Origin of the sequence: Anaerotignum faecicola (genome assembly GCF_003865035.1) — a bacterium.
Taxonomy (GTDB): Bacteria; Bacillota; Clostridia; order Lachnospirales; family Anaerotignaceae; genus Anaerotignum_A; species Anaerotignum_A faecicola.
This window is the reverse complement of sequence record NZ_BHVZ01000001.1, coordinates 555,223-575,289: the sequence shown is the minus strand read 5'-3', so window position 1 is coordinate 575,289 and position 20,067 is coordinate 555,223. Positions and strand designations below refer to the sequence as shown.

At 47.8% G+C, this 20,067-nt stretch carries 23 protein-coding genes, 1 riboswitch and 1 other annotated feature; of the genes, 20 read left to right on the top strand and 3 right to left on the bottom strand.

Annotated features, from left to right (window positions below):
* Nucleotides 1–46: 46 nt before the first annotated feature.
* Nucleotides 47–619, top strand: a complete 573-nt coding sequence (locus EJE48_RS02720) for a hypothetical protein (protein WP_118579816.1) — start codon at nucleotides 47–49, stop codon at nucleotides 617–619.
* 30 nt (nucleotides 620–649) lie between these two features.
* Entirely contained in the window at nucleotides 650–4,303 is a 3,654-nt protein-coding gene (addA, locus tag EJE48_RS02715; protein WP_118579813.1) for a helicase-exonuclease AddAB subunit AddA, read from the top strand.
* Nucleotides 4,304–4,414: 111 nt separating this feature from the next.
* Here addA and EJE48_RS02710 read toward each other — a convergent pair whose 3' ends face one another.
* A complete protein-coding gene (locus tag EJE48_RS02710) occupies nucleotides 4,415–4,585 on the bottom strand; it encodes a DUF362 domain-containing protein (protein ID WP_016407512.1) in 171 nt (56 codons plus the stop codon).
* Nucleotides 4,586–4,730: 145 nt separating this feature from the next.
* Complete coding sequence (locus EJE48_RS02705) at nucleotides 4,731–5,261, bottom strand: gamma carbonic anhydrase family protein (RefSeq protein ID WP_118579810.1); 531 nt, start codon at nucleotides 5,259–5,261, stop codon at nucleotides 4,731–4,733.
* A gap of 153 nt (nucleotides 5,262–5,414) precedes the next feature.
* Between EJE48_RS02705 and EJE48_RS02700 the strand changes: the two genes are divergently transcribed.
* The 15 genes from EJE48_RS02700 to EJE48_RS02630 all read left to right on the top strand — a co-directional run bounded on the left by EJE48_RS02700 (nucleotide 5,415) and on the right by EJE48_RS02630 (nucleotide 16,063).
* Nucleotides 5,415–6,368: a metal ABC transporter substrate-binding protein gene (locus tag EJE48_RS02700; RefSeq protein WP_160117301.1), complete on the top strand. Its 954-nt coding sequence runs from the start codon at nucleotides 5,415–5,417 to the stop codon at nucleotides 6,366–6,368.
* Nucleotides 6,365–7,114, top strand: a complete 750-nt coding sequence (locus EJE48_RS02695) for a metal ABC transporter ATP-binding protein (protein WP_016407509.1) — start codon at nucleotides 6,365–6,367, stop codon at nucleotides 7,112–7,114. The genes EJE48_RS02700 and EJE48_RS02695 overlap by 4 nt, the downstream gene beginning before the upstream one ends.
* The gene (locus EJE48_RS02690; protein ID WP_118579804.1) at nucleotides 7,114–7,932 is read left to right on the top strand and encodes a metal ABC transporter permease; all 819 of its coding nucleotides are present in this window, start codon (nucleotides 7,114–7,116) and stop codon (nucleotides 7,930–7,932) included. Before EJE48_RS02695 ends, EJE48_RS02690 begins: the two co-directional genes overlap by 1 nt.
* A 63-nt stretch (nucleotides 7,933–7,995) precedes the next feature.
* Nucleotides 7,996–8,247, top strand: coding sequence for a TIGR03905 family TSCPD domain-containing protein (locus tag EJE48_RS02685; protein ID WP_016407507.1), 252 nt, complete (start codon nucleotides 7,996–7,998; stop codon nucleotides 8,245–8,247).
* Nucleotides 8,248–8,454: 207 nt separating this feature from the next.
* Complete coding sequence (gene rpmG, locus EJE48_RS02680) at nucleotides 8,455–8,604, top strand: 50S ribosomal protein L33 (RefSeq protein ID WP_118579801.1); 150 nt, start codon at nucleotides 8,455–8,457, stop codon at nucleotides 8,602–8,604.
* Between the two features lie 40 nt (nucleotides 8,605–8,644).
* A complete protein-coding gene (gene secE / locus EJE48_RS02675) occupies nucleotides 8,645–8,914 on the top strand; it encodes a preprotein translocase subunit SecE (RefSeq protein ID WP_016407506.1) in 270 nt (89 codons plus the stop codon).
* Nucleotides 8,915–9,019: 105 nt separating this feature from the next.
* Nucleotides 9,020–9,541 (top strand): transcription termination/antitermination protein NusG, encoded by a 522-nt coding sequence (gene nusG, locus EJE48_RS02670; protein WP_118580461.1) that lies wholly within the window; start codon nucleotides 9,020–9,022, stop codon nucleotides 9,539–9,541.
* A gap of 104 nt (nucleotides 9,542–9,645) precedes the next feature.
* Nucleotides 9,646–10,071 (top strand): 50S ribosomal protein L11, encoded by a 426-nt coding sequence (gene rplK / locus EJE48_RS02665; RefSeq protein WP_016407504.1) that lies wholly within the window; start codon nucleotides 9,646–9,648, stop codon nucleotides 10,069–10,071.
* Between the two features lie 82 nt (nucleotides 10,072–10,153).
* Nucleotides 10,154–10,849 (top strand): 50S ribosomal protein L1, encoded by a 696-nt coding sequence (gene rplA, locus EJE48_RS02660; protein ID WP_016407503.1) that lies wholly within the window; start codon nucleotides 10,154–10,156, stop codon nucleotides 10,847–10,849.
* Between the two features lie 57 nt (nucleotides 10,850–10,906).
* Nucleotides 10,907–11,030 (top strand) — a sequence feature (ribosomal protein L10 leader region).
* 37 nt (nucleotides 11,031–11,067) lie between these two features.
* Nucleotides 11,068–11,562, top strand: coding sequence for a 50S ribosomal protein L10 (gene rplJ / locus EJE48_RS02655; RefSeq protein WP_016407502.1), 495 nt, complete (start codon nucleotides 11,068–11,070; stop codon nucleotides 11,560–11,562).
* Nucleotides 11,563–11,681: 119 nt separating this feature from the next.
* Nucleotides 11,682–12,047 (top strand): 50S ribosomal protein L7/L12, encoded by a 366-nt coding sequence (rplL, locus tag EJE48_RS02650; protein ID WP_174707771.1) that lies wholly within the window; start codon nucleotides 11,682–11,684, stop codon nucleotides 12,045–12,047.
* 258 nt (nucleotides 12,048–12,305) lie between these two features.
* Entirely contained in the window at nucleotides 12,306–12,740 is a 435-nt protein-coding gene (locus EJE48_RS02645; protein WP_016407500.1) for a heavy-metal-associated domain-containing protein, read from the top strand.
* A gap of 197 nt (nucleotides 12,741–12,937) precedes the next feature.
* Nucleotides 12,938–13,411: a Fur family transcriptional regulator gene (locus EJE48_RS02640; protein ID WP_016407499.1), complete on the top strand. Its 474-nt coding sequence runs from the start codon at nucleotides 12,938–12,940 to the stop codon at nucleotides 13,409–13,411.
* A 195-nt stretch (nucleotides 13,412–13,606) separates the two neighbouring features.
* Complete coding sequence (locus EJE48_RS02635) at nucleotides 13,607–13,921, top strand: DUF6110 family protein (RefSeq protein WP_016407498.1); 315 nt, start codon at nucleotides 13,607–13,609, stop codon at nucleotides 13,919–13,921.
* 57 nt (nucleotides 13,922–13,978) lie between these two features.
* Nucleotides 13,979–16,063: a heavy metal translocating P-type ATPase gene (locus tag EJE48_RS02630; RefSeq protein ID WP_118579795.1), complete on the top strand. Its 2,085-nt coding sequence runs from the start codon at nucleotides 13,979–13,981 to the stop codon at nucleotides 16,061–16,063.
* A 123-nt stretch (nucleotides 16,064–16,186) separates the two neighbouring features.
* Here the strand turns inward: EJE48_RS02630 and EJE48_RS02625 are convergent, their stop codons facing one another.
* Nucleotides 16,187–17,083 (bottom strand): hypothetical protein, encoded by an 897-nt coding sequence (locus tag EJE48_RS02625; protein WP_118579792.1) that lies wholly within the window; start codon nucleotides 17,081–17,083, stop codon nucleotides 16,187–16,189.
* 268 nt (nucleotides 17,084–17,351) lie between these two features.
* Here EJE48_RS02625 and EJE48_RS02620 point away from each other — a divergent pair, with 268 nt between their 5' ends.
* The 3 genes from EJE48_RS02620 (at nucleotide 17,352) to thiW (ending at nucleotide 20,065) form a co-directional block, all read left to right on the top strand.
* Nucleotides 17,352–18,296 carry a calcium/sodium antiporter gene (locus EJE48_RS02620; RefSeq protein ID WP_016407495.1) on the top strand — a complete coding sequence of 315 codons (945 nt, stop codon included), beginning with the start codon at nucleotides 17,352–17,354 and terminating at the stop codon, nucleotides 18,294–18,296.
* Nucleotides 18,297–18,314: 18 nt separating this feature from the next.
* A complete protein-coding gene (locus EJE48_RS02615) occupies nucleotides 18,315–19,076 on the top strand; it encodes an esterase family protein (protein WP_016407494.1) in 762 nt (253 codons plus the stop codon).
* Between the two features lie 78 nt (nucleotides 19,077–19,154).
* Nucleotides 19,155–19,261, top strand: a riboswitch (TPP riboswitch).
* A 294-nt stretch (nucleotides 19,262–19,555) separates the two neighbouring features.
* Nucleotides 19,556–20,065: an energy coupling factor transporter S component ThiW gene (thiW, locus tag EJE48_RS02610; RefSeq protein ID WP_124984279.1), complete on the top strand. Its 510-nt coding sequence runs from the start codon at nucleotides 19,556–19,558 to the stop codon at nucleotides 20,063–20,065.
* Nucleotides 20,066–20,067: the final 2 nt, after the last annotated feature.

The following is a 20,067-nucleotide window of genomic DNA, read 5'->3' as shown; positions in this document are numbered from 1 at the left end:
GAGCTGCCACACCTTTCCTTTTACAATAAAGGGGAGGTGATTTTTTATGTGGAAAAAAAGAAAGAAGGAAGAGCAGCTGGCGCTTTGGATTGAGGCGGAACGGGAGCGGCTTTCGGCGCGGGCGTATGCGCTGGAGGATGCGTTTTTGCGGGCATTTTTCGCGCAGTGCGTGGAAAGCACGGCGGCAGATGCGTATGAGGTTTTTCTGGAAACGCCGCTTGCGTATAACTATTTTCGGGAAAATCTGGGGCGAATGGATGAAAAAACGCTTGACCGTTTTTTTAAGCTGGCAGCAATTTATCATACGATTCGCACGGTCCGCCGTAGGAAAAGTGGACTGGACTGGACACGCATGTGGACAGGGTTAACAGCGGTTTTTTCGCTGAGTGGACAGGAGAGGAAGCTGACAGAGCTCCTACACTGCTGTGCGGAGCTGTATCAGAGCGGCTTTCAGGAGCTATTTCATAAAACAACGGCGCGGTATTTATTCGGTGACAGAGCCCTGAGTGGTTTTTCCTTCGCATTCATCGGGAATTTCTGGTATAATTCCTATAGTAGTTTTATGAGCTCCTTTACGGGCTATGTTCCCTTTCACATCCGCTTGAAACGGGCGCAGTAAGCCGAGGGGGCAGTGTGGGGAGGAACGGCGATGGCAAACAGATGGACAAAAGAGCAGAAACAGGCGATTGATGCGAGGGGCAGTGATTTGCTGATTGCGGCGGCGGCAGGCAGCGGCAAAACGGCGGTTCTCGTGGAGCGCATTATTACGAAGCTTTTGCGGGAGGGGCAGGAAATAGACAGACTGCTTGTGGTGACGTTTACGAATGCGGCGGCATCCGAAATGCGGCAGAGGATTGGCGTGGCGATTGCGAAGCAGCTGGAGGAAACGCCCGAAGATATCCATTTGCAAAACCAGATGGCGTTTTTGCCAAGGGCAGATATCAAGACTATCCATGCCTTCTGCTTGCAGGTGATTCGGGAATATTATCATTTGTTGGAGCTTGACCCGAAGGTGCGCACTGCCGACCCTGCGGAAATCAAGCTGCTGCAGAAGGAGGTGCTGGAGGAACTATTCGAGACGCTTTATGCGGCAGAGGACAGCCAGTGGTTTTTTGATTTGTTGGAAACCTTTTCCTCCTCCACGAAGGATACGCCCTTGCAGGATTTGGTTTTGCAGCTGTATACCTTTGCGGAGGGCAGCCCGAACCCGAAACGGCAGTTAGAGCAGCTGGCGGAGAGCCTTTTCCTTGCGGAGGGGGAAACGGTAGATGCCTGCGGCTGGTTTTTGCTGATTCGGCAGAGCGTGGAGACTGCTCTGGACTATGCGCGCTATCAGCTGAAAAAGGCATGGCAGATGGCAGATGAGGGCGAATTTGGCGGCTATCATAAGCTTTTGACGAACGAGGTCGCGATGGTGGAGAATTTTGCGGCGGCATTGCAGAAAAAGTATGCCGACTGGCGGCTGGCGTATCTTGCGATTGATTTTGCGCGCCTGCCTGCCTACCGCGGCGAGGAAAAGGAAACGGCGGAGCGCATTAAGGCATTGCGAAACGAAGCGAAGGATACAATTAAAAAATTGCAGGAGACGATTTTTGCTTATAGCCCCGAAATGCAGGCAGACCTGGTGCGGCGGATGTATCCCGTTGCGCAGGGGCTTGCGCGGCTGACGAAGCTGTTTCTGGATGCCTTTGCGGCGGCAAAGCGGGAAAAGAATATGATAGATTTCCATGATTATGAGCATTTTGCACTGGAGATTCTGGTGAACGAGGATGGTACGCCGACAGAAGCGGCGGCAGAGCTGCGGCAGCGGTATGATGAAATCATGATTGACGAATATCAGGACAGTAACTTAGTGCAGGAAACGATTCTGGCGGCAGTTTCGGGCGAAAGCATCGGCGAGAATAATCGGTTTATGGTGGGCGATGTGAAGCAGAGCATTTATCGCTTCCGTCAGGCGATGCCCGAATTATTCAATGAGAAATATCAGCGGTATCCTGCGGAGGAGGGACGGAAGGAACGGAAAATCGTGCTTTCCAAGAACTTCCGCAGCCGTAAAAATATATTGGATGGCGTGAATTTTATTTTTCGCCAGATCATGCAGAAGGAATTCGGGGACATTGCATACGATGATGCGGCGGCATTATATGCAGGAATGACGTTCCCCGACTGCGCAGAGCCGCACGGCGGCGAGAATGAGATTCTTCTGATTGCGACAGCGGAGGCAGAGGATTCCGAGCTTTCGGAGGAACTGAAAGAGCTGGACAGACGGCAGGTGGAGGCGACCGCGATTGCCGCAAGGATTCGCGCTCTGATGGAAAGCAGCTATCAGGTTGTGGATAAGAAAACAGGCGCATATCGCCCCCTGCGGTATGGGGATATTGCGATTCTGCTGCGCTCCATGAAGAATTGGAGCAGTGTGCTGGATGATGTATTCGGCAAGGCAGGGATGCCCTATTATGCGGAAACGGCGGAGGGCTATTTTGAGGTGCCGGAGGTAGAAACCATGCTGCATTTGCTGCGGCTGTTGGATAACCCCAGACAGGATATTCCCCTGCTTTCGATTTTACACTCGCCCATTTATGATTTTTCTGCGGATGCGTTGATGCAGATTCGGTTGCAGGGCGGCAAGGGATTGTATTATGACTGCCTGTGGCGTTATTTGCAGGAGGGCGAGGATGCGGCACTGCGCGCGCGGATTTCTGCTTTTCTTGCAGATTTAACACATTGGCGGAACGAGGTGCGGAATTTTTCTCTGCATGAGCTGCTGCGGCTGCTGTACCGGGAAACGGGGTATTATGATTATCTGAGTGTGACGGCAGGGGGTACGCTCAGGCAGGCGAATCTGCGGCTTTTGCTGGAAAAGGCGGAGCAATACGAGAAGGGCAGCCATAGGGGACTGTTTTATTTCATCCGCTATGTGGAGGATATGAAAACGGCGGAGGCGGAAACATCTTCCGCAAAGCTGCCGACCGAGGGCGAGGATCGGATGCAGGTGATGACGATTCACAAGAGCAAGGGTCTGGAATTTCCTGTGGTTTTTGTGGCGGATATGGGGAAAAGCTTTAATGAGCTGGATATCCGCAGTGCGGTGCTGCTGCACCAGAAATGGGGCTGCGGTATGGATTATACGGATATCGAAAAACGGGTTTCCTACCGCACACTGGCAAAGCGTGCGCTGGCAGAGGCAATCAGAGAGGAAAACCTTGCAGAGGAGCTGCGCGTGCTTTATGTGGCGCTGACGCGTGCAAAGGAAAAGCTGATTCTGACGGGAACGATGAAGGATTTTGAAAAGGCGTTTCTGAAATGGGGCAGTACGGCGGACTGCGATACGGAGATTCTGCCTGCATCCCGTCTGCGGCGCGCGAAAAGCTATCTGGACTGGGTGATGCCTGCCTATCTGCGGCACCCTGCGAGAGAGCGGCTTACGGCAGAATGGGAGGACGGATTGCCGAAGCAGTGTGTTTTTTCTGCGGAGGAATCGGCATGGAGGCTTTCCTGCATGACAAAGGACGAGGCCTTGCAGGAAACGGCGCAGGAGCAGAAGACTGCCGAGGAACAGCGGGATTTTTTTGCGGCATGGGAAAGCCCTGCGGAAATGACGGAGGAGCGGCAGGCGGTTTTCCGCATTTTAAGCTGGCAATATCCCCATGGGAAGGAAACAAGGCTGCCTGCGAAGCTTTCCATTTCGGAAATCAAGCGGAAATATCAGGAGGAAATGACAGGCGAAATCATTATGCCTGCACATCAGGAAATCAGACTGCCCGATTTTGCGGAAAAGCGGAAGCTGAGCAGTGCCGAGATGGGTACGGCGATGCACACCTTTATGGAAGAAGCGGATTTTCGGAAGAAATATACGAGGGAGGAAATTGACAGCTTGACGGCGGAGCTGGTGCAGAGAGGCAGACTGACGGAGGAAGAAGGAAAATATCTTCGGAGAAGGGAGCTTCTGCAATTTTTCGAGTCCGAACTGGCGGAACGGCTGCGTGGGGCTGAGAGGATAGAGAAGGAACGCCCGTTTTCTGTGCTGATGCAGCCGAAGGAAGTATTCTTCGGGGAGGAATATCGAGAGGTGACGGACGAAATTCTGGTAAACGGGATTATTGACTGCTACTTTACGGAAAAAGATGTCGGGATTCTGATTGACTATAAGAGTGACCGCATTTACGATGAAGAAGATCTGAAGGCGCGATACCGCATCCAGCTGGAGTTGTACCGGACGGCGCTGGAGAGAGCAATGGGGATTTCCATTCGGGAGACCTATCTTTATTCCTTTGCGATGGGGAAGGCAATTCTTTTGACATAAGAGGAAAAGGAAGCATACTCAATTAAGACAAAAACAGATTTTTGACTTATTCAGACAAAAAAAGACAAAAAAAGTGAGCCTGACGGCTCACTTTTTCGCTTTAAGTAAAAATTATTCAGCTTTGATTGCGCCTGTGGGACAGTTGCCTGCACAAGTACCGCAGTCGATGCATTCAGCAGCGTTGATAACGTAAACACCGCCGTCTTCATGGATGCAACCTGTAGGGCAGCCGCCTGCGCAAGCGCCACAACCGATGCATTCGGGACCGATTTTATGAGCCATTGGAAACACCTCCTTCATCTTTTTACATGCCTATTTTATCGCAGAACAATGTAATTTGCAAGGTGTATTTCATGTTTTTATGAGAAAAAGCTATTAAAAGGCAGAAAGTCATGGGTTTTTTGAAAAAGAAAAGGAGGGTTTCTTCTTACAGAAGGCTGTCATTTTCCTGCTCCTGTCTTTCGTATTCTGCCTTATATTCCTGATATTCCTGCGTGGAAATGCGGATTTCATCATATTCCGCCTGCGTGATGGGGCGGACGATGCGACAGGGGATGCCATACGCCATGTGCCCCTTGGGGATGCGCATACCGCGTTTGACGATTGCGCCTGCGCCGATGAAGCAGTTCTCCTCGATGACTGCGCCCTCTTGAATGATTGCGCCCATGCCGACGAGGACGTTATCATGAATGGTGCAGCCATGGATAATGGCGTTATGCCCGATGGTGACACCTGCGCCGATATGGATATCGTAACCCGTTTCTACATGGAAGGTGACGTTTTCCTGTAAATTTGTTTTGTTGCCAATGGTGATTTTTCCATAGCCTGCACGCACAACCGTACCGGGATAGACAATGACATCCTCGCCCAGCTCCACACTGCCGATGATTTCTGCGGTAGGGAAAATGAAACAGCTTGCGGGGACTTTGGGAATCAGGTTTTTATATTTACGAATCATGGGTGAGCTCCTTTCAAAAGAAAAATTAAATGCTATTCTCATCATATCGGGAAAGCGGACGCTTGACAAGAGAAAGATGATTGTATACAATGCTATCATATCTAATTGCAAATGATTTGCAATAAGAAATTCAGGCGAAATGGCGGAGAGAATATGAAAAAAAAGGGAATTGTGCTGTTTTTGCTGTCAGCCTTGCTTTTTACGGCATGCGGCACGGAAAAAAATAAAACCGAAGAAACAGATAAATTGACGGTCGTGACTAGCTTTTACCCTGTTTATTTGCTGGCGCAGGAGATTGTGCAGGGAGCAGAGGGAATCAGATTGGAAAACATGGCACAGCCGCAGACGGGCTGTCTGCATGATTATGAATTATCCATTTCGGATATGAAGCTGTTGGAAACGGCGGATATATTCATCATCAACGGCGGCGGCATGGAAAGCTTTCTGGAGCAGGCGCTGGAACGATATCCCGAACTGACGGTGGTAGATACCTCCGAGGGGATTGCTTTGTTAGAGGAAGAAGAACATCATCACCATGATGAGGAGGAAGAAGCGGAAGCGCATGAACACGAGCAGGAGCATGAACATGAGGGCAATTCCCACATTTGGCTTTCCCCTGCAAGGGCGGCGCAGCAGGCAGAAAACATTGCGGCGGCATTAAGCGAGATGGATCAGGCGGACGCGGCTGTTTTTGCGGAAAATGCGGCGAGGTTCAAGGCGGAAACGGATGCGCTTTTGCAGGAGGCGGCGCAGCTGAATTTGCCGGAAGGCACGGAAGCAGAGGTATTCCATGAGGGCTTTGCATACTTTGCGGAGCTGTTTGGGATGGAAATTGCAAGCGGTATTTTTGTGGACGAATATCAAGTGCCTTCTGCGAAGGAGCTGACCGAAGCGGCGGACGAGGCGAGGGAACATAAGATACAATTCTTTCTGACGGCGGCAGATGACGGCAGGATTTATGCCGAAACACTGGCGCAGGAAACGGGCGAAACGATTACGCTCTTAGACCCACTGACAACGGCGGCAGAAGGAAACCCCTCTTATACTGAGCGAATGAGAAGAAATATACAGGCTGTTGCACAGCATTGGAAGGAGGCGGCGACATGAGCAACCATAACAGCTGCGGACTTTGCAGCATTGAAATGAAAAATATCAGCGTGACGAGCGGCGAGGATATATTGCTTGACAACATCAATCTGACGTTTCACTGTGGTGAGCTGACAGCCCTAATCGGGAAAAACGGCGCAGGGAAAACCACGCTGCTGCGTACCCTTTTGGGAGAACGGCACTATAAAGGGAGCATTTCCTTTACAGACCACCATGGTGTTGTGCTGCCGATGCCGCGGATTGGCTATGTGCCGCAGCATTTGGATTTTGACAAGAGTATGCCCATTTCCGTTTCGGATTTTATTGCAGCGGCGAAGGGCGGCAGTCCTGTCTGGTTTGGCAAGCAGAAAAAAATGCAGGCGCATATCCGAGAGATTCTGGAGGACATGGAATGTGGGTATTTGGCGGAGCGCAGACTGGGGGCACTGAGCGGCGGTGAACTGCAGCGGGTGCTTCTGGCACTGGCAACCGATCCGGTTCCTGATTTACTGGTTTTGGACGAGCCTGTTTCCGGTGTGGATATGGCAGGGCTTGACCTGTTTTACAAAAGAGTGACAGAGCTGAGGGATAAGCAGCACATGGCAATCCTTCTGGTTTCGCATGACTTGGGATTGATTCGCAAATATGCCGACCGTGTGGTGCTGCTGGATAAAACCGTTGTGGCACAGGGCGATGCGAACAAGGTTTTTGCAACAGACGCATTTCGGGAGGCGTTTGGGTTTTCCTTTGAGGAGGTGGCGAAGTGATGCAGCTTTTGACGATATTTCCGATGCTTCAATATGACTTTATGAGGCACGCCTTTCTGGCGGCGGTCTTGATTGCGCCGCTGTTTGCTCTGCTTGGGACGATGGCGGTTAACAACAAAATGGCGTTTTTCTCGGATGCACTGGGGCATAGTGCCTTTACGGGCATAGGGCTTGGGGTTTTGCTGGGGATGCAGGAGCCTCTGCTTGCGATGCTTGCCTTCGGGATTTTCCTTGGTCTGGTGATTACAAAGGTGAAATCCGCAAATATGGTTTCCTCGGATACGGTCATCAGTGTATTTTCCTCAGCGGCAATGGCGTTGGGGATTGTGATTCTTTCCGCCAGAGGCGGCTTCGCAAAATATTCCTCCTATTTGATTGGGGATATTCTGACGGTCGGGCGGAAGGATTTATGGACGATAGGGATTGTGCTTGTTGCGGCGTATGTGCTGTGGGCATTGCTGTATAATCAGCTGCTGCTGCTGAGTGTGAACCGCTCTCTGGCGGCAAGCCGCGGTGTGCGCGTGATGCTGGTGGAAAATATATTTGTGATAATGGTTGCGGTTGCGGTTATGGTTTCCATCCGCTGGGTGGGGATACTGATGATTAACTCGCTTCTGATTCTGCCGGCGGCGGCAGCAAGAAATATTACTTCCTCTGCCGGAAGCTATCATTGGACTGCGACTGTGTTTGGCTTGCTTTCTTCCGTTGTGGGCTTATGGGTTTCCTATTCCTGCGGCACCTCTGCGGGGGCAACGATGGTGCTGACTGCGGCGGTACTGTTCTTTCTTACCTATCTGATTGGGAAAAGCCGAAAATAAAGTTGAAATCAGGCGGGAAATGTGGTATTTTCTTTTGGATAAGAGAGAAGGAGGAAGAAAGGGATGCATGTAAAATATAACACAAAGGGCACCTGCGCGGTTCGCATTGAATTTGATGTGGAGGACGGCGTAGTGAAAAACGTTGCATTTTTAGGCGGCTGTGATGGCAACCACAAGGGCATTGCGGCACTTGTAGAGGGACAGAAGCCTGAGGAGGTGGCAAAGAAGCTGAAGGGCATTACCTGCGGCAGAAGAACCACAAGCTGCCCCGACCAGCTGGCGCTGGCACTGGAGGATTTTATGAAAAATCAGTAAAAAATTCCCGAAAAACGATAAATCAGACCGGAAAAAACAGTAAAAAGCCTGAAAATAACGGGCTTTTCCGGATTTTCGGTTGACAAGAGGAGGACCTTGTGCTATTCTTTATGAGAAGACGCAGGTCTTTTTTTTGTGTGCTGAGAAAATTTTCGGCAGACAGAATTTTAAGCAAACAACACATCATCAGAGACGGAGGTGAAAACCTTGAGAACAAGAATTACCTTGGCTTGCACAGAGTGCAAACAGAGAAACTACAGCACAACAAAGGACAAAAAAGTTATGCCTGACAGAATGGAAATCAAAAAGTATTGTAAATTCTGCAAATCTCACACACTGCACAAAGAAACAAAATAATTGAGGTGTGGAGACATTCCGTAGTTAAGGAGTGAACGTATTGGAAGAAAAAAACATCACAAACCAAACGAACGAAGTGAAGCAAACAAAGCCAGCTCCTCAGGCAAAAGCAAAAAAGAAAGACAATGACAAAGATACTTTTGCGGATTACAAAGCAGAGTTCAAAAAGATCGTGTGGCCTACACGCATTGAAGTTGTGAAGAAAACAGCAACTGTTATTGTCACATCCTTTATCATTGGCGTTATTATTTTCTGCATGGACACGGTGTTTACAGCCGGCTACAGTGCAATCATCGGTCTTTTAGGTTAATAAGGAAAACAAATAGAAAAAGGATGGTTTAGAATGTCTGAAGAAATCAATAAAGCAGAGGAAACAAAAGTCGAAGAAGAAAGCCTTGCAGCAGAAGAAACCAGAATGATTTCCGATGAGGCAAGATGGTATGTTGTGCATACCTACAGCGGCTACGAAAACAAGGTTAAGGCCAACATCGAAAAGACAGTGGAAAACAGAGGGATGCAGGATCAGATTTTCGAGGTCAGCGTACCCCTGCAGGACGTTGTTGAGATGAAGGATGGCCGTAAGAAAACCGTACAGCGTAAAGTTTTCCCCGGTTATGTACTGCTGAATATGATCATGAATGACGAGACATGGTATGTCGTTCGTAACACAAGAGGCGTAACAAGCTTCGTTGGTCCGGGCTCCAAACCCGTGCCCCTGACAGACGCGGAAGTGCGTGCAATGGGCATCGGCGGCGAGGTGGAAAATCTGGATGTAGAAGTTGGCGACACTGTTCGCGTTGCTACAGGTCCTTTTGCGGAATCTGTTGGCCAGATCCAGGAGATCAATGCCAATAAGAAGACATTGGTCGTAAGTCTTTCCATCTTTGGCAGAGAGACACCGGTAGAGCTTGATTTCGCTCAGATTGATAAGCTGTAAAAAGCTTACACATTTTTTAGTTAATTGTTTGTTAAACGGCAGAAAATTCTGCCAAGTGGGAGGGAAAATCCCCGCTAATTACCACATTTATAGGAGGTGCCATCATGGCAAAGAAAGTAACAGGTTATATTAAATTACAGATCCCCGCAGCGAAGGCAACACCCGCTCCTCCTGTTGGTCCCGCACTGGGTCAGCATGGTGTGAACATCATGGGCTTCTGCAAGGAATTCAATGAAAAAACAGCATCTCAGGCTGGTCTGATCATCCCTGTAGTTATTACAGTATATCAGGACAGAAGCTATTCTTTCGTTACAAAAACACCCCCCGCAGCAGTTCTGCTGAAAAAGGCAGCCGGCATTGAAGCAGCTTCCGGCACACCTAACAAAACAAAGGTTGCAAAACTGCCCAAGGCAAAAGTAATGGAAATCGCTGAAATGAAAATGCCCGACCTGAACGCAGCTAACGTTGAAGCAGCTTACAGCATGATCTGTGGCACAGCTAGAAGCATGGGTATCGTTGTTGAAGAATAAGCCGAATTTTTAAACAGATAAATTACGGCGTATAGAGTGGGAGGGAATTCTCCCGATACTACCACATAAGGAGGTCACGAAAGTGAAAAGAGGTAAAAAATATAGCGAGGCAGCTAAGCTCGTAGATAGCACAATGCTGTATGATGCAGCAGATGCAATCGATCTGGTACAGAAAACATCTACTACAAAATTTGACGCTACAGTAGAAGCACATATTCGTTTGGGTGTTGACAGCAGACATGCTGATCAGCAGGTTCGTGGTGCCGTAGTTCTTCCTCACGGTACAGGTAAAACAGTTCGTGTATTGGTATTCGCAAAGGGTGCAAAGGCTGAAGAAGCACTTGCAGCAGGTGCGGATTTCGTAGGCGCAGAGGATCTGATTCCTAAGATTCAGAATGAAAACTGGTTCGGTTTCGACGTTGCAGTAGCAACTCCCGATATGATGGGCGTTGTTGGCCGTCTGGGTCGTGTGCTGGGTCCTAAAGGCCTGATGCCCAACCCCAAGGCAGGCACAGTAACCATGGATGTTACAAAAGCAATCAATGACATCAAAGCAGGTAAGATCGAATACCGTCTGGATAAGACAAACATCATTCATGTGCCTGTAGGCAAGGTATCTTTCGGTTCCGAAAAACTGGCAGAAAACTTCCAGACTCTGATGAGTGCAATTATAAAAGCAAAACCCCAGGCTGCAAAGGGTCAGTACATGAAGAGCGTTGTACTGACAACCACAATGGGCCCCGGCGTAAAAGTAAACCCTGCAAAAATTTCCGAATAATCTTTGGAAAATTCCTTGACAGGCGCTTGTTTATAGGGTAAAATGAACAAGTTGAATGAAAAAACTGAATCATTGCCGTAGACAGCAGGTGCGGTTTGCCGCGTAAATCCTGCCGAGGAAAAATTGCTATGAGCGTTTCAGCCTCTTTGTCTATGTGCAAAGAGGCTTTTTCAATGACAGGAAACAAAAGTAGGATTCCGAGGAGGTGTAAGGAAACAATGGCAAAAGTTGAACAGAAACAGGTAGTTGTAAACGAAATCAAAGAAAAGCTGGAAAAGGCAGCATCCGTAGTTATGGTTGATGCAAGAGGCTTGACTGTAGAACAGGACACAGCACTGAGAAAACAGCTCAGAGATGCAGGTGTTGATTATAAAGTTTACAAAAATACAATGATGCATTTTGCAATCCAGGGCACAGAATTTGAAGGCCTGGATGAATATCTGGCAGGTCCCAGCGCATTCGCATTCTCTTATGAAGATGCAACAGCAGGCGCAAGCATCCTGAACAAGGTAGCAAAGGATGTAAAAGAGCTGGAATTCAAAGCAGGTGTGGTTGAAGGCGTTGTTTATGACGCAGAAGGCATGAAGAAGATTGCAGATATCCCTTCCAGAGAGGTTCTGCTCTCCAAACTGCTGGGCAGCTTCAAATCCCCCCTGTCCTCTTTCGCACGCGTTATCGATCAGATCGCAAAGAAAGACGCAGCAGCGGAATAATCTTAGAAAGAAAACCGCATAAGCAAAGAAGATGTGCATAGGCACAGCGATTTGCAAAACAAAGAAAACTTGAAAAAATAAACCATAAATATTATCGGAGGTGCTTTACAATGGCAAAACTGACAATCGAAGAAATCATCGCAGCAGTAAAAGAACTGACAGTACTGGAACTGAATGATCTGGTAAAAGCAGCAGAAGAAGAATTCGGCGTATCCGCAGCAGCAGGCGTAGCAGTAGTAGCTGGCCCCGCAGCAGGCGATGCAGCAGCTGAAAAGACAGAATTTGACGTTGAACTGACAGAAGTTGGTTCCGAAAAGATTAAAGTAATCAAGGTTGTTCGTGAAGTAACAGGTCTGGGTCTGAAAGAAGCTAAGGAAGCTGTAGACAACGCTCCCAAGGTTCTGAAAGAACAGGCTTCCAAAGAAGATGCAGAAGCAATCAAGGCTAAACTGGAAGAAGTTGGCGCTAAAGTAACACTGAAGTAATCTTCTGAAATCCTAAGAATCCTTAACATCCGCAGGAATTTTCCTGCGGATGTTTTTTTGTGCAGCTATTGTGTAGAAATAAATTATTGATAGAAATAAATCAAAAAGGAATGAAAAAACCAGTTGACAGGTAGGAAAAACAGTGCTACAATAAATCCATAAGTTAGTCAAAGCTAACAGTAAAAATTATCACTCATCCGATCGAGCCAATCGGAAAATACATCAAAAAAATCTTTTTACATACGAAGGATGGATATTTTGTCCATCTTTTTGTATGTGGAAAAGCAGGAGAGAAAGAGAGGGATTTTTATGCTGCTTAACAGTATCGTGGCAGTTGTGATTATTGTGATTGCGATTTTTACGGTGAAAAAATATAAAATGAGTATGAAATACGGCTGCTGTGGCTCTGCGGACAGCGGAGAGGGCAGAAGGGTTGAGGTAGCGGACAAGAATCCGGAGGATTACCCCTATACTGCCGTTCTGGATATCAAGGGGATGACCTGCGAAAACTGCGTGCGGTATGTGGAAAATGCACTGAATGAGCAGGGAGACATTTGGGCCGTGGCAGATTTGAAAAGAAATTCCGCTTTTGTGCGGATGAAAAAGGAATATACCGATGATCAGTTTAAAATGATTTTGCGCCCAACGGGGTATACATTGGTGGGCGTAAGAGACAGAAACAAGAATAAATAGGGCATTTCTTTTTCTACATAAATATAGGAAAAAATATAAAAATGTGATGGGGAGCTTTTTCTGTCACATTTTTAATTTATAAAAACGGGATTTTTCGAACGGATATACCATGCAGTTATTGACAACTAACTAATGTTAGTCTATACTAATCACAAAATCAGTTTTTATCAGATATAAAAAGGATTGGAGGCGCAGGGGTGAGACAGTTTACAAAAATCGAAAAGGAAGCGCCAATAGATTTTGAAAATTTTCGTATTCACATGCAGAGAGAGATGATTTTACGAAAGCTGAAGGAAGGCGGCTACCGCATCACAAAGCAGCGTATTGCGGTGATTGATATTATTCTGGAAAATGATTGCGGCAGCTGCAAGGAAATCTTATATAAAACCTCGAAAATCAACAAGAAAATCGGCACGGCAACGGTATACCGCACGCTGAATATGCTGGAGGAAATCGGTGCCATCAACCGCAGAAATCTCTATAAATTTTCGGAAATGACAGAGCCTGCGGAGGGCAGAGTCATAACTGTGATGCTGGAGGATGGTGGAAAGCTGCATTTGGATGCGGCAGAGTGGAACAGGGTGTTGCAGACGGGTCTGCGAGACTGTGGTTACCTGAAAGACGAAAGGGTGCTTTCTGTAAAAAATGTCTACAAAACAGATGCAATTTGAAAAAAAATATCAATAAAGGATGTTATGCTTGGCTAATTTTACAAAAAAGTGCTATTATTAGACAGAAAACAACAGATGAGGAGGTTTTGTATGAAAAATCATAAAACATGGGCATGGCTTTGCGTGTTTTGTTTCTTCATGACCATGCTCACCGGTTACAAGAGAAAATGATAAAATTTAAAGGAGGTTTTTAATATGCTTAAAAAATGTCTGGATTGTGTAAAAAATATTAAGTTGGATAAGGTTGCTGTTTTTGCAGGTGGTGTGCTGTTCGGTACAGCAGGGCTGAAGGTTCTGGGCAGCAAGGATGCGAAGAAGGTTTACACACAGGGTACTGCTGCAGTGCTGCGTGCAAAGGATTGCGTGATGAAAACAACAAATGTTGTACAGGAAAACGCAGAGGATATTTTGGCTGAAGCAAAGCAGATCAACGAGAAACGCTACGAAAAGGAGAACTCCGTAGAGGAAGCAGAAGAAGCTGAAGAAACAACAGAAGCAACAGAAGCATAAGGAACGAGAGTTCTGATAACGGGGCCTATGGCTCCGTTTTTCTTTGGAGGTGTAAACATGAGATTTCAAATTAAGCATGAAATAGAGGGCAGACTTCGTGTGCACATGATGCAGAACAGAATGACCTTTGCTGAGGCGGATACCCTGCAATACTATCTGGAGGGGCTGCCCGGCGTGGCACACGCTAAGGTATATGAAAAGACCTGTGATGCCGTTGTTACATACACTGCGGAGCGTGCAGACATCATTACTGCATTGAAGCAGTTCTGCTATGACAGGGTGGAGCTGCCTACGGCAATTTCCGGACATTCTTCCAGAGAGATGAATGCGGAATATCAGAGCAGGCTGGTTGGACAGACATTGATACATTTCGGGAAAAAGCTGTTCCTGCCTTATCCCGTTCGCGCGGCAATTACGGCTGTGAAATCCGTAAAATATCTGTATCAAGGGGCGCATTGCCTGCTGCAGCGCAAAATTGAGGTCAGCGTACTGGATGCGGTTGCTATCGGCGTTTCCGTATTCCGCGGCGAAATGAACACAGCAGCATCTGTTATGTATTTGTTAGGGATCGGCGAAACATTGGAGGAATGGACACATAAGAAGTCCGTTGACGATCTGGCAAGGAGCATGTCTCTAAATGTCAGCAAGGTATGGCTGTTGCAGGACGGACAGGAAATTCTGGTTTCTGCGAAGGAGGTTGCGCTTGGTGACAGCGTTGTTGTTCGCATGGGCAATGTCATTCCCTTCGACGGGGTTATTCGTCAGGGCGAAGCAATGGTCAATCAGGCATCCATGACGGGTGAATCCCTGCCCGTCAGAAAGGAAGTCGGTACATACGTATACGCAGGTACGGTTGTGGAGGAAGGCGAAATCGTTTTACAGGTCAGAGAAATGAGCGGCTCCACACGGTTTGAAAAAATCGTAACCATGATTGAGGATTCCGAAAAGCTGAAATCCACAGTGGAAAGCAGAGCAGAGCATCTGGCGGACAGACTGGTTCCGTATACCCTTCTGGGGACAGGATTGATTTATGCGCTGACAAGAAATGTGACGAAGGCACTGGCTGTACTGATGGTTGATTTCTCCTGCGCATTGAAGCTTTCCATGCCTATCTCCGTGCTTTCTGCAATCCGCGAAGCCGGTTCTTATCATATCACCGTAAAGGGCGGCAAATATCTGGAAGCAGTTGCGGAAGCAAATACCATCGTATTCGATAAAACAGGCACACTGACAAAGGCAAAGCCTGCGGTTCGCAGGGTTTACACCTTCTGCGACAAGGAGGAAGACGAGCTGCTGTGTCTGGCGGCCTGTCTGGAGGAGCATTTCCCTCATTCTATGGCAAAGGCGGTTGTTTCTGCGGCGGCAGAAAAAGGTCTGGAGCACGAAGAAACCCATTCCAAGGTGGAATATATCGTTGCACACGGCATTGCATCTTCCGTAGAAGGGCAGAAGGTTGTGATTGGCAGCTACCATTTTGTATTTGAAGATGAGGCATGCACGATTGACCCTGCGGAGCAGGAAAAATTCGATGCACTGCCGAAGGAGTATTCTCACCTGTATCTGGCAATTGACGGCAGGCTGGCGGCGGTTATCTGCATTGAAGACCCCCTGCGTGCAGAGGCGGCAGAGGTTATCAGCAATCTGAGGGCGCTTGGTCTGAAAAGAATCGTAATGATGACGGGGGATAACGAGCACACCGCGGCAGCAATCGCAAAAAAGGTCGGCATTGAGGAATACTTTTCCGAGGTTCTGCCGGAGGATAAGGCGGAATTTGTACGCAAGGAAACAGAAAAGGGCAACAAGGTTATTATGATTGGCGACGGCATTAACGATTCTCCTGCGTTGTCTGCGGCAAATGTCGGCATTGCTATCAGCGATGGTGCAGAGATTGCCCGCGAAATCGCAGATATCACGATTGCGGCGGACGATTTGCATGAGCTGGTAAAGCTGAAACGGCTCAGTAACCTGCTGATGAAGAGAATTCACAGAAATTATCGTGCAATCGTCGGCATCAATGCAGGGCTAATCGCGTTTGGCGTAGCCGGCGTATTTATGCCTGCAACATCTGCATTGCTGCATAATATTTCTACGTTGGTTATCAGCTTGCAGGATATGCGGAATCTGCTGGATGATGCAGAATAAAAAAATATCTCCTTCGGAAATTTCCGAGGACTTCCTAAAATAAAAATAATATGATAAAAGACCGGTACTGCAAAGCTGTTTTCGCCTGCAATGCCGGTCTTTTATGAGTTATGGGGCAAACTATTACAGCCACTGCCTGATTCTGCCGGGCATAATGCGTTTATGCCCATATATAAAGTCAATCAGCGCTTTTCGGTCAATGATATCCATTCCGGCTGTGTTTTTATATTCTCCCTCAACGGTAAACAGGAAAACCTTATCTCCGTTGGCTGTTAATTCCTTATAATGATTGCCGTCAAGAGGCGTTTTTCCTGTCTTGACCTGCGGATATGCCTTGTGGCTGCCGTCTCTTGCTACGGCAACAAATTCATAGGTCTGCGTACCCAGCTTATTTGTACTGGAGTAGAGGAGATAGCCTTTTTCTAACTGTAAATACAAGCTGACGACCTCCTCCACATCCTCCGGCTGTAGGAAATCCAGAATTTCTTCTTTTTTCACAGCGCAGTCAGGATAGAATTGTGTTCCGGTAATCGTATTATACAGGTGCTCCGAGTATTTCAACGGAACATCCCCCTTTATTCGTTGCAATGCTGCGCTTGCCCGAAAGCTGTTTACAACCCTTCCGGGCACCATCTCAACAGTGCCGATTTCATGGAATTCAACATCCACATAGTTGATGACATCCTCATAGATATGTGCGGCATCACAGCTATATTTCCATGTGCTCAGTACACGACATAAATAGTAAACGCCATTATGGCGTGTCCAAATCAGATCATCCACAGCCATTTCCTTTAAGGCGTGAATGGATACAACAAAGCCGCGACAGGAATCATACTGCATGCGCCCTTTTTTCTCACATTCTTCGATAGAAGTCGGGATATAGGGGATGCCATCTGTATTGCGTAAGCACCAGCCTACGCCCAGAATATTGTTTTGCAGGCAGAATTCAAATGCCTTCCCATCCTGACTGCCTGTTTTTACGGTGGTTCTCCACAAATAGATATCCTTATCTGTCATTCTATGAGCATCCCCTTTTCTATACGGTTTGTTTTTTGTTTTGCTCGTTTTATCAGATATCTTTATCATACAGTTTCTACAGCTATCTGTAAACTTTCTGCAGAACATTTTGCTGCGTCAGCTTATGAAAATTGCTTTCCGAAAAAATGGCAATGCGTGAGGGAGATTTTTTTGCTCGAAAATCAGGGAGGACAGTAGATTTTTCTGTATCATAGGGGTATAATGAGACAATATATTTTACGTCAGAAAAAAGAGGAGAGCGTGCGTGATGCAGATAGTATTTGCCCTTGTGGCTTTGGTGGTTGGCTTTGTGCTGTTGGTAAAGGGAGCGGATTGGTTCGTAGAGGGCTCCGCAGGCATTGCAAATAAATTCGGAATTCCGCAGATTGTCATCGGGCTGACGATTGTAGCCATGGGGACGAGCATGCCTGAGGCGGCGGTCAGTATTTCGGCGGCACTGCGCGGCAGTGCGGAAATTACGATAGGGAATGTAGTAGGCAGCAATATCATGAATATTCTGGTGATTCTGGGCTTGACGGCGGTGGTGTGTCAGATTGCGGTGCAGAAAACAACGATTCATTATGAAATTCCGATGGTGATTGGTGTGACGATTTTATTGGCAGTTATGGGGCTGCAGAACAATATCATCAGCAGAGCAGAGGGTGTCATCCTTCTGGCATGCATGGTGGTGTATATGCTGTATCTTCTGCGGCTGGCAAAAAGAGGCGTTGTGGAGAATGAGGAGATGGACGCATACGCGAAGCAGGTATCCTTCGGCAGGCTGATTCTGCTTGTTGTGGTTGGTGTGGCAGCAATTATTTTCGGGAGTCATGTGGCTGTGGAGGCGGCATCTGCCATTGCGCGTATTTTCGGCATAAGTGAGCGTTTTATCGGACTGACAATCGTTGCCTTCGGCACTTCTCTGCCGGAGCTGGTGACAAGCGTGGCGGCGGCAAGAAGGGGCAATTCGGATATTGCAGTCGGTAATATTGTTGGCAGCAACCTGTTTAATATCATGTTTGTGGTCGGGATTACGGCGGTGATTGTGCCGGTTGTGTATCAGCCTACATTCCGGGTGGACAGCATTGTGGCGGTTGCGGCAGCGGTGCTTCTTCTGGTATGTGTTTACCGCGGAAGGGTTTTGAAACGCCGGCACGGACTGCTGATGCTTGCCTGCTATGGCGGCTATTTTGCGTACCTTCTGCTGGCGTAAGGAGAAAGAAGGGATTTTATGCACGTTCGATATTACAAAGAATATTCACAGCATTTGCAGAGAGACATGGAGTTTAAGGTATATGGGCATGCAGGGCTGCCGATGATTGTTTTTCCGTGTCAGGATGGGAATTTCTACGATTTTGAGGATAGAGGCATGGTGAATACCGTTGCGGACAGGCTGGAAAACGGACAGCTGCAGCTGTTCTGTGTAGGCTGTGTGGATGAGGAAACGTGGAGCGCGGCATGGGGTGACCAGCATGGCAGAATTCTCTGGCATGAGCAGTGGTTTCGTTATCTCTGTGAGGAATTTCTGCCGTGCCTGCATCAGATTCACAGCGAAACGGACGGCGTTTCCTATGAAGGCAGAGTGATGCTTGCAGGGATGAGCATGGGCGGCTATCATTGCGTGAATCTCTATCTGAGAAGACCTGACCTTTTCGGCGGATGCCTTTCGTTGAGCGGTCTGTTCCATGCAGGATATTTCTTCCCGAATTATGATGATGTGGATATTTATTATAATTCGCCTGTGGATTACTTGCCGCAGATGCCGCAGGATCATCCGTTGGTGGAGCAGTTCCGCCGCGGAAGGATTATTATTTGCTGCGGACAGGGCGCATGGGAGGATGAAGCGAAAAAGGACGCATGGATTCTGAAGGAGCAGTTTGAACGGCTTGCTGTGCCGGCATGGATTGATTTCTGGGGCGAGGATGTGAACCACGATTGGCCCTGGTGGGAGAAGCAGTTTCCGTATTTCGTGGGGAAGCTTCTGGAGGGCTAGAAGGATTGGCAGAGTGAGGGTCTTACCATTTGAAGGTCTTGCCATTTTTGGAAGAGAGGTATATAATTAAATTTACAAGTGAACACAAAGGGGAGCTTGTCTTGCAGGCTGAGAGGAAGGAAAAGCCTTCGACCCATAACCTGATTTGGATAATGCCAACGTAGGGACGCTTGAAAAAGACGTAAAAGCGTTGGGAAACTTCCAAAGGAGAGGTTTCCCTTTTTGATTGCAAAATAGTATAAAAACTTTCTGACGGATTCCGAAGCAAGGAAGCTGACCCGATGGAGCATCGGGAGGATAGAGGGGGAGCGCCCTATATCCTGCAGAAAGAACAGCAGCGATGGGAAGCCGTGTTCCGGCGTGAGAGGAAGCCAGTGAGTTTCGACCGATTTTTCTGAAAGCCCTTTTCAAGGGGGAAGTCTATGTATTTCAGGAAGAACGCTGTCTGTTCTTCCTTGTTGAGAAAGGAGTCTATCAAAATGAAGCAATTCGGAACAAGAAAATTATGTTATGCAGGTATTTTATGCGCGGTGGCAGTGGTTGGCAGCTTTTTCTATATCCCTGTATTCGGGAGCAAATGTGTGCCGGTGCAGCACATGGTAAATATTCTGTGTGCGGTGCTTCTAGGGCCGTTTTACGGCGTGGGTGTTGCATTTTGCGCAAGCTTAATCCGAAATCTTCTGGGTATCGGCAGTTTGATGGCGTTCCCCGGCAGTATGTTTGGGGCGTTGCTTTGCGGGCTTGCCTTCTGGAAAACAAAAAGTATCCCTCTGACCTTGATTGCAGAGGTGTTTGGCACAGCGGTTTTGGGCGGTCTGTGTGCATATCCCGTTGCGATTCTGTTTATGGGGATGCAGGCGGGGCAGATTGCGTTTTATGCCTATGTCATTCCGTTTCTGATTTCCACGGCAGGCGGTGCGATTTTGTCCGGTATTCTGCTGGGGGCATTGCGGAAAACAGGGATTCTGAAAACGGCGGCAGTCAGATAAGG